At 54.0% G+C, this 16,324-nt stretch carries 13 protein-coding genes; 11 read left to right on the plus strand and 2 right to left on the minus strand.

Going from position 1 to position 16,324, the window contains the following annotated elements:
* Positions 1 to 309 precede the first annotated feature (309 nt).
* The 3 genes from glmU to P1K32_RS10865 all read left to right on the plus strand — a co-directional run bounded on the left by glmU (position 310) and on the right by P1K32_RS10865 (position 4,090).
* Positions 310 to 1,500, plus strand: a complete 1,191-nt coding sequence (gene glmU, locus P1K32_RS10855; RefSeq protein ID WP_276249750.1) for a bifunctional sugar-1-phosphate nucleotidylyltransferase/acetyltransferase — start codon at positions 310 to 312, stop codon at positions 1,498 to 1,500.
* Positions 1,500 to 3,290, plus strand: coding sequence for a glutamine--fructose-6-phosphate transaminase (isomerizing) (glmS, locus tag P1K32_RS10860; RefSeq protein WP_276249751.1), 1,791 nt, complete (start codon positions 1,500 to 1,502; stop codon positions 3,288 to 3,290). The genes glmU and glmS overlap by 1 nt, the downstream gene beginning before the upstream one ends.
* A 566-nt stretch (positions 3,291 to 3,856) precedes the next feature.
* Positions 3,857 to 4,090 (plus strand): DUF8150 family protein, encoded by a 234-nt coding sequence (locus tag P1K32_RS10865; RefSeq protein ID WP_276249752.1) that lies wholly within the window; start codon positions 3,857 to 3,859, stop codon positions 4,088 to 4,090.
* Between the two features lie 101 nt (positions 4,091 to 4,191).
* Here P1K32_RS10865 and P1K32_RS10870 read toward each other — a convergent pair whose 3' ends face one another.
* Both P1K32_RS10870 and P1K32_RS10875 read right to left on the minus strand, forming a co-directional pair.
* Positions 4,192 to 4,476, minus strand: a complete 285-nt coding sequence (locus P1K32_RS10870; RefSeq protein WP_276249753.1) for a hypothetical protein — start codon at positions 4,474 to 4,476, stop codon at positions 4,192 to 4,194.
* Positions 4,477 to 4,593: 117 nt separating this feature from the next.
* Positions 4,594 to 6,024 carry a DUF4330 family protein gene (locus tag P1K32_RS10875; protein ID WP_276249754.1) on the minus strand — a complete coding sequence of 477 codons (1,431 nt, stop codon included), beginning with the start codon at positions 6,022 to 6,024 and terminating at the stop codon, positions 4,594 to 4,596.
* 293 nt (positions 6,025 to 6,317) lie between these two features.
* On the opposite strand from P1K32_RS10875, the gene P1K32_RS10880 reads away from it, so the two are divergent.
* The 8 genes from P1K32_RS10880 to P1K32_RS10915 all read left to right on the plus strand — a co-directional run bounded on the left by P1K32_RS10880 (position 6,318) and on the right by P1K32_RS10915 (position 16,293).
* The gene (locus tag P1K32_RS10880; RefSeq protein WP_276249755.1) at positions 6,318 to 7,244 is read left to right on the plus strand and encodes a hypothetical protein; all 927 of its coding nucleotides are present in this window, start codon (positions 6,318 to 6,320) and stop codon (positions 7,242 to 7,244) included.
* 2 nt (positions 7,245 to 7,246) lie between these two features.
* The gene (locus P1K32_RS10885; RefSeq protein ID WP_276249756.1) at positions 7,247 to 8,773 is read left to right on the plus strand and encodes a flippase; all 1,527 of its coding nucleotides are present in this window, start codon (positions 7,247 to 7,249) and stop codon (positions 8,771 to 8,773) included.
* 80 nt (positions 8,774 to 8,853) lie between these two features.
* A complete protein-coding gene (locus P1K32_RS10890; protein WP_276249757.1) occupies positions 8,854 to 9,789 on the plus strand; it encodes a hypothetical protein in 936 nt (311 codons plus the stop codon).
* A 46-nt stretch (positions 9,790 to 9,835) separates the two neighbouring features.
* On the plus strand, positions 9,836 to 11,131 hold the full coding sequence (locus P1K32_RS10895; protein ID WP_276249758.1) for an O-antigen ligase family protein: 1,296 nt from the start codon (positions 9,836 to 9,838) through the stop codon (positions 11,129 to 11,131).
* Positions 11,131 to 12,234: a glycosyltransferase family 4 protein gene (locus tag P1K32_RS10900; protein ID WP_276249759.1), complete on the plus strand. Its 1,104-nt coding sequence runs from the start codon at positions 11,131 to 11,133 to the stop codon at positions 12,232 to 12,234. Before P1K32_RS10895 ends, P1K32_RS10900 begins: the two co-directional genes overlap by 1 nt.
* 327 nt (positions 12,235 to 12,561) lie before the next feature.
* Positions 12,562 to 13,782: a sulfatase-like hydrolase/transferase gene (locus P1K32_RS10905; RefSeq protein WP_276249760.1), complete on the plus strand. Its 1,221-nt coding sequence runs from the start codon at positions 12,562 to 12,564 to the stop codon at positions 13,780 to 13,782.
* A 57-nt stretch (positions 13,783 to 13,839) separates the two neighbouring features.
* Complete coding sequence (locus P1K32_RS10910; RefSeq protein ID WP_276249761.1) at positions 13,840 to 14,979, plus strand: glycosyltransferase family 4 protein; 1,140 nt, start codon at positions 13,840 to 13,842, stop codon at positions 14,977 to 14,979.
* A gap of 57 nt (positions 14,980 to 15,036) precedes the next feature.
* A complete protein-coding gene (locus P1K32_RS10915) occupies positions 15,037 to 16,293 on the plus strand; it encodes a glycosyltransferase family 4 protein (RefSeq protein WP_276249762.1) in 1,257 nt (418 codons plus the stop codon).
* Positions 16,294 to 16,324 lie beyond the last annotated feature (31 nt).

Below are 16,324 nucleotides of genomic sequence, written 5' to 3' on the forward strand. Positions count from 1 at the left end.
ACGGCGACTGAAAGGAGCCGTGGAGCAATAGCGTGGTTTGAGCGAACGCAGAGAGCGAAAACCACGAAGCGAAGCGGGGAGCGAAGCGACTCGCGGAGCAGTAGCGAGCTCAGTCCTAGCACGGCTCTCGAAGTAAACTGGAGCGGGACCGGCGGTCCCACAAGCAGTCGGGCGGCGACCTGCCCGACGACGGGGAGCGACCGCCAGCGCGACCCGACGGCGCGCTTAGATTCGCACTTGCCGCTGGGAGGGCAAATGTTGCACCATTAGCCCCGCCATATTGAAATCCCTGCTGGCACTGATACGTGTATGGACATCGACACGGCGGTGGTGCTCGCCGCTGGCGAGGGGACTCGACTGCGGCCGCTGACGCGGAATCGACCGAAACCGATGCTGCCCGCTGGGAACCGTCCGATTCTCGAACACGTCTTCGACGCCCTGGTCGAGGCGGGCGTCGAGGAACTCGTCGTGGTCGTCGGCTACAAGCGCGACCGCGTGCAGGACCACTTCGGACCGACCTATCGCGACGTGCCGGTCACCTACGTCACACAGAACAAGCAACTGGGCAGCGGACACGCGCTCTTGCAGGCGCGCGAGGCCGTCGACGAGTCGGTGCTCGTGCTCAACGGCGACCGGCTCATCGACGCCGGGACGGTGTCGGCCGTCGCCGACAGCTTTGTCGAGACGGGCGACCCGTCGCTGGCCGTCGTCGAGCGCCACGAGACGAGCCGGTACGGGGCCGTCGAGATGCACGGCGACGAGATCGCGGAACTCGTCGAGAAACCCCGCGACGGCGACTACCGGCTCATCAACGGCGGCGTCTACGCCTTCTCGGCGGACATCTTCACTGCCATCGAGGAGACGCCGCGACAGGCGGGCGAGCTGGCGCTGACGGACACCCTGGAGCGTCTCATCGAGCACGACCGGGTCCGCGGCGTCGAGGTCGACGGAATGTGGGTCGACGCCACCTACCCGTGGGACCTGTTGACCGTGGCTCGCGAGGTACTGTCCCGGGGCCGCGTCGTCGAGGCGGCCCGCAGCGACGGCGTCTGGATTGCCGATTCGGCGCGGGTCCACCGCGAGGCCGTCCTCCAGGGGCCGGTCGTCGTCGGCCAGGACTGTGAGGTCGGGCCCGACGCCGTCATCGGCCCGAACACGGCGCTTGGCAGTAACGTCACCGTCGGCTCGAACGCCGTCGTCCAGGACAGCGTCATCGACGCGGACACGCGTATCGACCCCGGGTCGACGCTCATGGACACCGTCACCGGGCAGGACGTCCACCTCGGGGCGAGTACGGTGGTCCCCGCCGGCCCGGCCGACGTCCAGGTCGGGACGAACATCTTCGAGGAACAACGCCTTGGTGCGGTCATCGCCGACCGGGCCCGGGCCCGCGGCAACGTCAGCTTCACGCCGGGGTCGCTGGTCGGCCCGAAGGCCCGCCTCGACGTGGGCGTAACCGTGCGTGGCAACGTCGCGGAGGGCGCGGAGGTGACCCGCTGATGTGCGGAATTATCGGCTGTGTCGGCCGCGGGTCCGAGACGTTGGAGACGCTGGTGCATGGCCTCTCGAAGCTGGAGTACCGCGGCTACGACTCGGCTGGCGTGGCGATGGCCGACGAGCGGGTGTCGCTGTGCAAGAAATCGGGGAAGATAGCGGACCTCCGGGACGCCCTGGAGAGCGCCGCGCTGTCCGGCTCGGTCGGTATCGGCCACACCCGCTGGAGCACGCACGGGCCGCCGACCGACGCGAACTCCCACCCCCACCAGGACTGCCAGGGTGACGTGGCCGTCGTCCACAACGGCATCATCGAGAATTACCAGAGCCTGCGCGACGAGCTGGTCGCGGCCGGTCACACCTTCACCTCCGATACGGACACCGAGGTTGTCCCCCACCTCATCGAGGACGCCCGGGCCGAGGGCGCCGAACCCGAGGCGGCGTTCCGCCAGGCCATCGCCCGCCTCGAGGGCAGCTACGCCATCGCGGCCGTCGTCGCCGGCACCGAGGCCATCTTCGCGGCCCGCCACGACTCCCCGCTCGTTCTGGGACTTGACGACGGCGCGACCTACCTCGCCAGCGACGTCCCCGCGTTCCGCGATTTCACCGACCAGGTCGTCTATCTCGCCGATGGCGAGTTCGCTCGGCTCGATTCGAGCGGCTGGGAGGTCACCGATTCGGACGGTCTCGTCGTCGAGAAGGACGTCGACACCGTCGACTGGGACCCCGAGGAGACCGGGAAAAGCGGGTACGACCACTACATGATAAAGGAGATTCACGAACAGCCCCGCGCACTGCGGCAGTGCCTGCGCGAGCGCGTCGACGAGATGGCCGGCACTGTCGACCTCGATGATTTAGGCGACCTCTCGCCGACCGGCGTCCAGTTCGTCGCCTGCGGGACCTCCTATCACGCCGCGCTGTACGGCGCCCAGCTGTTCCGCGAGGCCGGCATCCCGGCCCAGGCCTTCCTCGCAAGCGAGTTCGCCACCTCGGTGCCGCCCATCGGCGACGCCCTGGTCATCGGCGTCACCCAGAGCGGCGAGACGGCCGACACGCTCTCGGCGCTGCGGGCGGCCCAGAAACGCGGCGCCCGAACGCTCGTGGTCACCAACACGGTCGGCTCGACGGCCGCCCGCGAGTGCGACCACGCCTTCTACATCCGTGCCGGCCCCGAAATTGGCGTCGCCGCGAGCAAGACCTTCTCCTCGCAACTGGCCGCGCTGAACCTGCTCACGCTGGGGATGACCAACTCCGACGACGCCCGCGAGGTCATCAACGCCCTGCGGGAACTGCCCGCGGACCTCCAGCGCATCCTCGATGAGTCACGCGCCGAGGCGGTCGCCGAGATGTACGCCGACGCCGGCGCGTACTTCTTCATCGGCCGCGGGCTCCAGTTCCCGGTCGCACTGGAGGGCGCCCTGAAGATGAAGGAAATCACCTACAAACACGCCGAGGGCTTTGCCGCCGGCGAGCTCAAACACGGCCCGCTTGCGCTCGTCACCTCGGAGACGCCCGTCTTCGCCGTGGTCATCGGCGACGACGAGAAGGCCCGCAAGACCGTGGGCAACGTCAAGGAAGTGGAAGCTCGTGACGCACCGGTGGTGGCGATCACGGACGGCCAGACCGACGTGCACCGGTACGCCGACCACGTGCTGGAGATTCCCGAGACCCACGAGCGGGCGGCCGCTGTGCTCGCGAACGCCCACCTGCAGCTGCTGTCCTATCACACCGCGGCGAAGCTCGGGCGGAACATCGACAAGCCGCGGAACCTAGCGAAAAGCGTGACCGTGGAGTAGACTGAATACGAGCAACGAGGGAAGTGAAGCTGTGAGGGGCTACTTGAACTCCAGATTCCGTATAAATTGTACTTGGATACGCAGAAATATTTCGAGGATGCGCCCCATCTGTACGTCTTGTTGGCAGTGTTTAGTTAGGCGGCTCGGAGCGCGAACAGCCAGAAAGCCCCGGCTGGCTGAACTCGGGGGGCTCGCTGTGCTCCTTGGCCTCCGGCCTGCGGTGCTTGCGTCGCCCGCCGTCGTTCAGCCAGCCGCCCCTTTCAGTCCCGCCCGTAGCCGGTCGGCCAGCCGGCATGGGCGGGACTGAAAGGGGCCGCGTTCTCGACGAAGCACGACGAAGTCGCCGAAAGACGCGGAGCGTCTTTCGAGATAATGAAAATCGCGTCGCGATTTTCAGATTACAAGCACCGATGGCGCGCAGCGAGTCGCGCGAGTCGAGAACGCGGGGGCTTTCTGGCTCTCGGAACCACTCGCTGCTAAACTAAACACCACCGTCTTGTTCGGCGAAACGCTTAGCCGTCCTGAACTCGAACACTGGGTGAGAGAACTGGAGGTAAGAGAGGCATATGACAGACTCCAGCGAACGTGAGTCGCTCGCGAAAAAACACGAGGCTAACAGAACGCAGCGACTCGAACAGATCAAACACTGGGTCGAGTATATCGAGTCGAACCCGTCGGAGACGTGGGGGCCACAGCTCAACCGACTCGTCAATACGCAGCTCGAATCGGCTCGTGACACCGACATTTCCCCGGAGCAGTACCGACGAATCAAACGAATCAGTGATTCTAGAGACGATTGAGAGACGGACTGCCGCCGGGTTCAGGCAGCACATCGACAAACCGCGGAATCTGGCGAAAAGCGTGACGGTCGAATAGGAGACGTCTCCGAACCCGCGAATCGCTACTCAATCTGCTCTTCGTCTTCTGCGGGCGGCTCCGGTGGTTCGAGCAACGCGGCGAGCAGCTGTCCCGTTCGAGAGTCTGCTAGCGCCGCGCCGATGGCGGTCACGGTCGACGCTATGTGCGAGTCTGCCCACGCTCGTTCGACGGGATCAAGCACCATCTCCAGCAGCCGAACGAACGGGCCGATAGTGCGTGTCACCCGCAGGTCGATGACGATGACATCGGGGTCCGGCTCAGCGGTCAGCCAGCGGAAGCAGTAGGAGTGACGGACTATCGTTTCCATGCGGCCTGTGAGGCGCTTCGCCGCGCCGACGAGTATCGACCCCTCGCTCGCTCGCCCAACTGCTGCTGTTGCCCCCCGGAGTAGACGCGCGGTTCTGGACTGGTCCCAAACCATGGGTCATCGCCCGATGTCGACGACTTCCGTTCGCACAGTGACCGGACCGAGGTCGAGCACGACCGTCGAGCCGTACTGTATCCGTTCCCCTCTGAACTCGACGCCGCCGTCCGTCTCGCTGACTCTGAGCTCGGTCGTGAGCGTGACGTCACGCAACGTCGGATGGTCGTTGACGACGATAGTCCCGTCCTGGGCAGTCGAGATAATCGGTGTCGGCTCCCTGTCGACATCCCTCACGTACGCCGTCGGGACGGTCCCAGCCTGCTCGGTCTGGCCCGGTCGAATCGCGTTCGCGGTCTCCTCGGACACTTCCGATAGCTCGAGCGTTACCGTTCGGTTGGTTAGGGCCCTGCTCTGGAGACTGGTATCGACCTGCTCGATGCGGCCGTCGATAGTGTACTCCTCCGTCGGCAGCGTCATCCGTTGGCCGGTCCTGAGATCTGTCCTGCCGAAGCGACGGCTGTCCTGCTGGGTGTAACTGGACACGTTGGCTTCGACCAGGACCCGGCGCCGATCTGGATTCGTAGTTGGATAGACGGCCACGTCCTCGACGGTCGCTGCAGTATAGCCGGCGACGCTGACCTCGTCACCGGGAGTGACCTCGCTCGCGTCGGTTGCCGAGACTCTATCACTGAGCAAGACGGTGGTGGTGCCTGTGTCGAGCCCGCTGCCGACTCGCACGATGCGACCGTTGATGGTGTACTCTGCTGTCGGGAGCCGCACTCTTTGTCCGGCACGAAGTGCCGTCGCGCCGAATCGCTCGGTGCCCTGCTGGGTGTAACTGGACACGTTGGCTTCGACTAGCAGGACTCGCCTGTTCGGGTTCGACGTCGGGTACACCGCCACGTCCTCGACGGTTGCAGCGGTGCGGCCGCCGACGTCGATTTCGTCACCGGGCGTGACTGCGCTCGCATCGTCCGCCGAAACCGTCTGCCGGAGAACGACACTCGTGGAGCTGCTGTCGAGGCTTGACTCGCCACCGATATCGCTTATCTTCCCCTTGACGTCGTACTGTGACGTATTTATGCTCAGGCTCCGACCGAGACGCGGCGGGGCCCCGGCGTAGTCGATACTATCGTTTCGGTCGATGCCCTGGAGTCGGACCTGAGCGATTACACGTGTCTGATCTCCCTGTGGCGCGAGGTAGAGGTCGGTAATCGTCAGGTTCGACCCCTTGGTCGCGTTCACTGTATCGCCTTCGTTGAGCGCGGTGACGATGTAATCCGGTTGCGTGCCGAGGTCCAGCGTGACGAACGCTGTGCCTGTCTCCGGGCCTGCGTCAGTCTGTTCTCCACCAGAGAGTACCAGTCCGATGCCGGCGACAGCGACTGCAAGAACGAGCAAGACGACGAGCGCATCGACGACGTTGACGACCCCGAAGAGATTGCCCTCGTCGTCGATGAGTCCGCCAGACGGGCCACCGAGGGAATCCATACGAGGACGTTTATTGGGCGGGGTATGGGTTTTTCGCTTGTTGAGAAAATAATTGCCCAGACGTGCGCAACTTGCTACACCGTTTTAGTAGACCATATATGTGTTTAATATGGGTCTATCACGACTACAAGTAGAATCTGATGTGTGGTGGAAGACTGATATAGGATCCAATTTTTGAACGGAGTAAAACGCCTGTTTCTATACATTGGGTTCACAGATTTTGAATCCAATAACCTATTACTGCGTGCCTCTGTACTCCCGTACACCTCGTTCAAATGTCTCTGAGAACTGCTGTGACGAACCTTCGAAAGGCCATTCAGAAACCCAAATTGGCTGTCAGAGAATTAAACCTCCGTTACTACCGAGTCAGTAATCAAACTCGATTTAATGATGATGGGCTCAATTTCATTGAAGAAGATTGGGATAATATGCTGTTACTTGACGCATGCCGTTTCGATATGTTCTCTAAGTTTTCTAATATTTCTGGAGAGCTTTCTAAGGTGCAGTCATCTGGATCCTGTACTATAGAGTTCCTTCATGCGAATATAGCCAACCAGGAATTACATGACACTGTCTATGTTACCGCGAATCCTGTTTACCATCGAAATCGCGATGAACTTAATGCTGAATTCCACGACGTGATTAATGTTTGGCAAGAGGATGGTTGGGATGATGAGTACGGAACTGTTTTACCTGAAACTACATCAGAATATGCTCGTAAAGCAGCTAAAAAATATCCAAATAAGCGCCTGCTTGTACACTATATTCAACCCCATTACCCTTTTATTGGTTCTGACACCTCATTTGATAAGCAGCAGCTCCACACGGACCCGGATCAGCGGACCGAGGATCAGATTCGGTTCTGGTTCAGGATTTTTATTGGCTCTCTTGACATTTCGCCCAATGTTGTTTGGGAAGCATATAATTCAAATCTACGCCCTGTTCTGAGTAGTGTAAAAGACCTTCTTGATGATCTCTCTGGCCGAACCATTGTTACTGCTGACCACGGAAATCTTGTTGCTGAACGAGCTTTCCCGATACCTATCCATGAGTGGGGGCACCCATGTGGGCTATATCATTCAAAACTAGTCAATGTCCCTTGGCTTGTAGTGACGGATGGTTTCCGAAAAAGTATCTCCGCTGAACCTCCTAAAAATAAAGACGGGGAAATAAATTCTGCTACCGTGGAGAACCGGTTGAATGATCTTGGTTATCTCTAACTATGGCTCCGATTACAGACGAACTTTCCACCGTTTTCAATAGCGCTGTATTTGTTTTATTCGGCGGCTTGCTGAGCAAAGGAATTGTATTGTTGGAAAAACTGTTGATTGGTAGGACGTTTTCTGTTGCTCAATTCGGCGAAATAAACCTCGCAATTGCGATTTTTGCGCTTGGTGCAACGGTATCTTCTGTAGGACTGACTCAGGGGGTACCGCGCTACTTACCACGTTCTGAAGATAAAAAGATACAGCGCGGAATATTATTTAGCAGTCTAATTATCACTGGTATAATTGCAATTCTTGTCAGCCTTATATTGGTTGTTATGACAGGATTTCTCCAGCAAGCACTATTTGACAGAGCAATTCCCAAATTGGCTCTTTGGGGCTTCTTTATTTGTATTCCTCTTTTTGCTCTCCTTCAAGTAATGGTGTCTGGCATTCGAGGACTCGAAAACACTCGATATAAAGTGTATGTGGAAGACATTTTTTACCCAGTTTCTCGTCTAGCTTTTATGTGGGGTTTGATAGTCTTTGGAATCGGAATCAACTCTGTTTGGATCTCCTATATCACAGCGCTAATTTTAGCTTTTGTTCTATCCAATTCCTTTTCTAATAAACTCTTAACACTAATTGGGGAATATCAGCCCCCGTCTAAAGAATTACTAACATACTCTGCGCCACTCATGGTTTCTGCAGTTGTTGCCACTTTATTAACTAAAGTTGATACTTTTATGTTGGGTGCCTTTACTAGCTCCTACGAGGTTGGGCTTTATAGTGCAGGGTACTCCATTGCTTCAAGCTTACTCATAATTTTATCATCATTTGGATTTATCTATTTACCAATTGTATCTAGGTTAGATGTTGACGACGATAGCGACGTTAGCACAATCTATCAAGTTGTCTCAAAGTGGGCTTACATTCTAACTTTCCCATTATTTGCTGTATTAATAATCCACTCCCACGAAATCTTGGGATTAGTACTTGGCAATCAATATCGAGCAGGTGGAACTGCCTTATCACTACTTTCGATCGGGTTCATGACGCACGTGGCTGCTGGTCGAAATCGTGAAACACTATCTGCATTAGGATTTCCACGATACGTGCTCCTATCAAATCTTATCGTCCTATTATTGAATATCGTGCTGAACGCCTTTTTTATACCCCTTTATGGGCATATTGGCGCAGCGCTCGCGTCTCTACTATCTTTTGTCGCTGTGACGGTTGTTGTTTATATACTCTTATACTATCTCGCAGATGTAACTCCAATTTCTAAACGTCTTATCCGAATCTATGTCGGCCTCCCAGTTTGCATACTCCCGATTATATGGGTTTTACAGGCTCTAATTCCAATCTCTGTTCTAAGTATTTTCATTTCTGCTTTTGTAGCTACCGTCTGTACAGGAGTAGTAGTGTATCTTTTGAATGGTCTACAAAAAGAAGATACTGCTATCATTGATGCGGTTGAGTCTCGAACCGGTATCTCGTTCGATGTGCTTAGGTCAGCTCTCCGTGAGTACATGAGAATATAGATTGTAAAAGCACCATTTGCTTGGTACCGACTACACCGCAAGGAATATTTCCTGTGATAGCTTTCTAAGTTACATCCACCATGTCACTTAGCAATATTTCGGGCCTATCAAATACTGTAAAAAAATTCCTTTCTAATATCGATAACGAGGCATGGATGCGTGCTCAATTCGCTGACCGAATTCTTGCTCCAATACATCAACAAGTCTATGATGATGAAAATGCAGTTGAGATCCTTGACGAAGATTGGGACAATCTATTCATTTTGGACGCCTGTCGGACAGATTTATTCGAACAAACTGCAAACCTAGACCAGTTTGATTCATACGGAACTCGCCAAAGCAAAGCTAGTGGTACACGCGAATGGGCGCAAAAAAATTTCAATGGAGATGCTGCTAGTGATGTTATTTATATCAATGCATCCCCAGTTGTCTCAAGAGAAATTGGCACTGCAGTTGGCCGCTTCATTGAAGTTTGGAAGAACGATTTTAATACAGAGATAGCTACTGTCCCACCAGAAAAGGTAGCTGAAGCCGCGATTGAAGCTGCAAAGGAGCATCCAGAGATGCGTTTGATAGTCCACTTCATGCAACCTCATTATCCATTTATCGGATATCCGGATCTTCGATTCACCTCGTTTCAGGGGACTGACGAAATTGAACTTGATGTGTCTGGAAAGGCCGACAATGTATGGGACGGTTTAGCACTGAATCTAGTGGACAGTGAACAATGCTGGGAGGGATATGAATCAAATCTTGAAACTGTGTTGGAAGTTGCTCTTCCGCTTGCAGAAAGCTTAGATGGGAAAACTGTGCTAACATCTGATCACGGAAACCTATTCGGCGAATATCCAGCAGGGTCCCCCCTCAAAATCTATGGCCACCCAAACGGGGTTTATCATAAGAACCTTCGATGTGTTCCATGGGCTGTAATAAATAAAGATTCTGAGCCAACAGAATCAACTCAGGAACAATCTATCGATAGAGATGATCAATTGAAAGCATTGGGATACACTTGAGGCCTTTCACTATGGTGTAACCAAATTGCTAATAATGATTTAAATTATGAAAGCCGACTTAATTGAGCGTGGCCGGAGCTTTAGGACAGCAATGTTAATGACTTTTTATATTTCATTCATTTCATATCAGCTGTTGGGGCGCCCGGTCAGCTTGAATCCTCTTTTTACTGTTCAAAATATAATATTAAGCATCTGCTTATTATCGCTATCATTTTCCGCCCTCCATTTGATTGCAGTAGAAAAACAAATAATTTTCAATAGGCAGCTACAAATGCTGACAGTAATTCTAATATTTGCATTGATTAGCATTCTTTGGGCTAAATCCACAGTAAGGCTTATTCAGCTTCTAAAATTCCAAGTCCTCTCCTGGGCGGCCTTCGGTATTTTAGTCTCAACAGTTAGAGATAGGAAGCAAATTAAGTATTGGATAGGTTTCCTGGTGTTTCTCCCCATATTTAGCATTATAATAATCACCGCAATTACACTAATATATCCACCAGCTGGCGGACCTTCTATAGGCTACTTCCGGAACTTCCCATTTGATTCAAATATTAACATACACTCAATAACATTACTCACCGCATTTCCAATTGCTACTCACTATTTTTATCATGGCGACACGATTTATAAGCGACTTGTCGGAGTTTTTATATTGGCCAGTGGCATCATCGTAATCCTGCTTTCAGGCTCTCGGAGCCCATTCTTGGTCTTGGGTTTCTATCTTGTTGGTTTAGCAATTCTCAATCATAAACAGATTGGATGGCAGCAATCACAAACTGTTGCTAGAGCCGCTCTTACACTTTCAATCTCATTTATGCCAATTATCCTTCTGTTTGAACCCTCGATTTTTGGAAGATTGGTAGAGCGGTCCGTATTAGAATTGACTTATTTAATCCAAGGAGATCTTTCTGAGCCAGGTCCGGTTCGCTCACGCATCTATATTACTGTTTGGTATATAATTAGTGAGCCGCATAACTTATTGACAGGTGTTGGATTCAACAACTTTGGTACTGTATATGCTGAATATTCGGGACAAAATTACTATCCGAACCCTCATAACCCTATATTCAAGCTTCTAACTGAATTAGGTGTACTCGGAGCAATATTCATAACCTTGATAATATCCTTTCCCCTTATATGGACGTATAAGGGATTGTTGCAAATTGGAAATAGGGTACGTGCAAGTGAGTTCGCCTCCATCGGTTGGGTTTACGTCTTACTTTTGTGCTTCGGCATCTTCCAGCCACTTTTATCAAGACATCAGTTTTTCATTTCCAGTGCCCTTGTTTTCTCTCTTTATCGACTTTCGGGATCTGAGCCTGGACAAGAAGATGGTGATTAATGATGGTTGATGATTTTAATATATTACTGATTACTGCACATCGTCCATCTAAGACAGCCGATCCGATTAAAACTGTTAATGGTTCGAGAGCGATTGTTTTGGATAACTCTAAACCCTTTATAAAAAAGTATATATGTTTACTCATAAATATATTTAAAACGATTAATTCTGGAGACTATGATACTATAGTGGTTAATGGGATGAATTTGTTGGGGCTATTGGTTGTGGCCACTGGCCAGGTTACTAGAACTCCGGTTGTGGTCCGACTTGGCGGGAATATATGGCTGAGAAATAAAAAACGAAGGAGGCAATATTGGAATCAAAAATCGTTCCGAAAACTTGCAAAATATGTGCTTCGTAGCGTAATTTCTTCTATTGTTCAATTGGGGGCTGTTGGATATATAACTGTCTCAGAGGATTTAAAAGAAAAGACCATCCGCAAGACTGGCTGTAACAAATCGTGTGTTCAGGTTGTTCATTCTCCAGTAAAACCAAACCCATATGTAAATGAATCCGACACAAACCTCAGCTTAGATATAGAAAAATCTAAACAAGTCATCTTGACCGTCACTAATCTCAAGTTCCCGGCCAAATATGAGGGTGTTATGGATGTAATTGAAGAAATCAGACCGTTGCTGGAGGAACATGAAGATGTCGTTTACATCATAGCTGGTGGCGGTCAATATTTATCTAAAATCGAACATTATGTCAAATCATTAGACATTAATAATATACATTTACTCGGCTACGTGGATGAAGTTGAGAAATTATATCCTAGTTGCGACATTTTCACGTACGTTTCGTATAATGATGGATATCCAAATGTTGTGCTTGAGGCTGCTGCTGCAGGATTACCCAGGGTAACGAATGATGCATGTGGTCTGCCAGAACAGATTGACAATGGTGTCGATGGTTTTTTAGTTGATATTAATTCCAATCCAGGCTCGCTTCGAGATTCTATAAAGTATTTATTGGATGATTCTGAACGTGCTGCTTCCATAGGTGATGCAGCAAAGAGTAGGGTTGAGACTCAAAATAATGATCGGCAAATTGGTGCGGATTTCCACTGCTCTGTAAAAAAAATACTCACCGAAATCCAGTAATGTAACTATGCGAGGTTGTTATACTAATCTACCGACGCTCTTTTTGACTCTTACTCAAGTATTCAGGTTAATGCCCGTCTCGAGCCATTGCCTGAGCTGTTTTCACCGTCGATATACCGTCGGTGAACTCATGGAAGTTGCTACTATGAATAAACTAGTATCCTGCCATCGCCACCCTGGTTTTAGAGTTTTTAATAACTCACTGGATATTGAAATAAAACCGCCGTTTGTATATCTCTGGCCGATGAATGGAAATAGTGACGCTTCAAAGGGAAACCCAGAATGTATCTCCAATCATCGAACTGTTAAACAAATTTCAGGAAGACCATGGTAGCTAACTCTCTTCGAGCGTCGTTCAGAGACCTCTCGGTTTCGAACGTCTTCGTCTACGTCGGTGATGCGGTTCGTGCAGATGCTATCCCTGCTGAGTTTGCGAATCAGGGTGCTTCGGTCCGAACAGTCGCCAGTTCCACACATAGCCCGGCATCGTTCGCGTCACTCGCCACCGGGTGTTATCCACCGACCCACGGCGTCCGGTCGTTCAACGACCGGCTGCCGGAGAGTCTAACCCGTCTTTTCGATCTCCCAGGTGTCGACACTCGGTTTCTGAACTCCATCTTCGCATATGCGACCGAGTATCACGGTAGCGATGTTGACCCAATACATTCTGTACTTAATACCGAGCCAGATGCAGTCTCGTCTCCCTTCGAGGGACTGGAGCCGCCGTTCGTTACGATGGAGCGGGGCCCTGGTGGACACGCACCATACGGCGACCACACCGGTACTGCGGTGGAATACTTCGAGGACAGAGGTGGCGACCGACAGACTATCCAAGCTGACTACGAACGGAGTATCGAACTCGATATCGAAGTGTTCGAGAGCCGCATCAAGGAGTTGGCCGAACGCGGAATACTCGAAGAGACGCTGGTAATTTACACTTCGGACCACGGGGAACTACTCGGTGAGGGCGGGGCGCTGGGTCACAACGACCCGATGCGTCCGGAACTGGTGTACGTCCCGACTATTTTCCGACACCCCGATGTCCCCCAAGAGACACTCGGTGACACGAGTTTCCATCATACGGACCTTTTCCCGACGATCCTTACAGCGCTCGGGCGTGACGCTGACTGGGACCAATTCGACGGGAAAAGCCTCGTCGAGGCACTCTCGGACACCCCGCGACCGTGCTTCTGGGAAAACCAGTTCCTTCCCGACAAGATACCCGGCATATCTGGACGCCTCGGATACGAAGGCGTCTGGGACAGCGGTGGCGGGTGGGTCCGAACTGACAGTTCGAGGCTTGACCGGTACAGCGTGTTGCTGGGGAAACTGTTCCGCAGTTCCAAGCGGCGATATATGCGCCGCCATATCGGGGAGTGTTTCCGGTCTCACTGGTGGGGCCAACAGACGTTTGGCAACCCCGGGTTCGATGATGACCAAGCCCAGTCAGTCCTTGAACGGGCAAAATCTGACGCACGAAGGGGAGAGAGGCGAGACTTATCCGAGGCAGAGACAGAACGACTCCGAGACCTAGGATACTTAAACTGATGTGGACCACACAGTTACACCTACGACCGACTCTACCTGTCCTGTTGAGACAGACGTATGCGCGTTCTCAGTAACGCTCCGGACCCCCGATTTGGGGGGCCGTTACAACGCTCGCTCTCGGTCGCGAAAAAGCTCCGACCACAGGGTATCGAGACAGTCTTTCTCGTACCACGAGGCGACGACCGATTCGTCGATCGTGCCCGTGAAGATGGCTTCGAGTGTCGCCGTATCGACCAGCCACGGATTCGTTCTCCGAGACTCGTCGGTGCAAACCTCCGGTTCCTCACCGGCTTTGCAGGATGTGTACGGACTGCGGCAGAAACTATCGACGAGTACGATATCGACGTCGTTCACGTCAACGGACCGCTGAACTACGCCGTGGCTCTTGCAGCTGCCCGCTCAGATGCGGCTCTGGTCTGGCATTTTAACGACACGCTCACGCCGACGCCCCTGAAACAGCTCTCGGCTACCCTCGCACGACGATGGGCCGACGAGATCGTCGTGGCTGCCAACGCTGTCGCGGACTACTTCTTCGACGAGGCAACCCAGACGGCGACAGTGTACGCCCCAGTGGACCTGGACCGGTTCGACCCCACTAAGGTCGGCGCTTCGTCGGATACGCTCCGCTCGGAGTTGGGTATCGAAGCGGGGGTTCCGATTGTCGGGACCGTGGGGAATATCAACCCGGCAAAAGGCCACGAGTACCTCGTCGAAGCATTTTCTGACATCGGTGGCCCAGCCCACTTGGTTGTGGTCGGGAAGCAACTCGACTCCCAGCAGGGGTACTACGATGACCTCCAAGCCAAACTCTCCGAGTTCGGTATCGACGCTCGGGTCACGTTCACCGGCTGGCGAACCGATATTCCGGCTCTGCTCTCTGCGTTCGACATCTTCGTGCTGGCCTCGGTAACGGAGGCCTGTCCGATGGTCGTCCTCGAAGCGATGGCTATGGAGTGTCCCGTCATCGCAACCGACGTTGGGGGTGTCCGGGAACAGATTCCCGGCCCGAAGTACGGATGGGTCGTTCCGCCAGAGGACTCCGCCGCGCTCGCAGCGGCCATTGAGTCTGCACTTTCGGCTGCAGACCGAACTGAACGGGCGTCTAACGGACGCGCCCGTGTCGAGGAACAGTTTTCTCTCGCAGCCTGTGCGGACGCCCACGAAGCGGTGTACCGGAGCGCAGTCACCGAGAATTGACGCCGTCCCGGAACAGTGTTCGAATAGCTTATCGGCTCGCACCTATCAGTGGGGGGCATGTCGTCTACTGGTGGGAAGAAACCCTCTGTTACGCTGGTCTCTCAGGTTTTCACTCCCGACAGCTCGGCTAACTCGACGATTCTCTCGGAGCTCGCTGTCGGACTTGCCGACCGCGGCGTGGACGTCACGGTAATCACGACCCAGCCGTCGTATACGGAAGAAGACCGAGCGACAGACGCGCCGAAACGGGAGGTTCGAGATGGTGTGGCGATTCGCCGCCTGCCCGCGACTCGGTTCGACCGGCAGGAGGGAATCGCGAAACGAATGTGTAACGAGCTAAGTTTCTTCCTCGTTGCCTTCTTTTATCTGCTTGGCCGCCGACCTGGCGACGTCTTACTGTTACCGACAGCGCCGACGTTCCTTCCGCTCGCTAGCTGGCCGCTCCGTCTGCGTGGCTATCAGCCGGTTCCTATCGTGATGGACCTCTACCCTGCGATGGCTGTCGAACTGGGATATCTCTCGCCCGGAAGCCGGGTCGCCGATGTCTGGGAGTGGCTGAACCGGCGGGCGTACCGGCGGGCAGTAGAGACCGTAACCATTGGGGACTCTATGGCTGACGAACTCCGCAACCGGTATGGAGACATTCCCGTCACAGTTATCCACAACTGGGAAGACGGCGAGTTTATCACGCCCATGGACAAATCGGAGAATGATTTCGCACGGGAACATGGGTTCGGTGAGGTCTTTACTATCCTGTACTCCGGGAACCTCGGTCAGCATCACGACTTGGAGAGTCTCGTCGAGGCGGCGGACAAACTCGAAGGCGAAGGCGTCGATGACTTCGAATTCGTCTTCATTGGAGAGGGCGGAAAAAAATCAGAGTTACAGGCGCGTTCGAAGCGTCTTGACCTCGACTCTGTCCGTTTTCTCCCGTACCAGCCGTTCGACAAACTCCCTCAATCACTGACATCGGCCGACGTCGCCGTCGTTACCATGGCGAAGGGTGTCGAAGGGCTCTGTGTGTCGAGCAAACTCTATTCAGCGCTTGCCAGTGGGCAGGCCGTTTTGGCGATAACGACACCCGATACTGAGGTCGCCCGTGTCGTCAAGCGTACTGGCTGTGGTATCCACGTCGAACCGGACAACCCAGAGGCAGTCGCTGAGGCTGTCCGGAAGCTCAAGAGTGACGCGGCAGCAGTCGACCGGATGGGAACTCGGGCCCGCGAAGTATTCGAGTCCGAGTTCGAGCAGGAGGTAGCTATCGACGCCTACGAGCGCCTCGTACGGGACTTGGGGTCTTCGAAGCCGAGATAGCTGCTCCATCGCTCCGTAATAGAAAGAAAAA

The sequence above is a fragment of the Haloarcula rara genome, assembly GCF_029338235.1.
GTDB lineage: Archaea > Halobacteriota > Halobacteria > Halobacteriales > Haloarculaceae > Haloarcula > Haloarcula rara.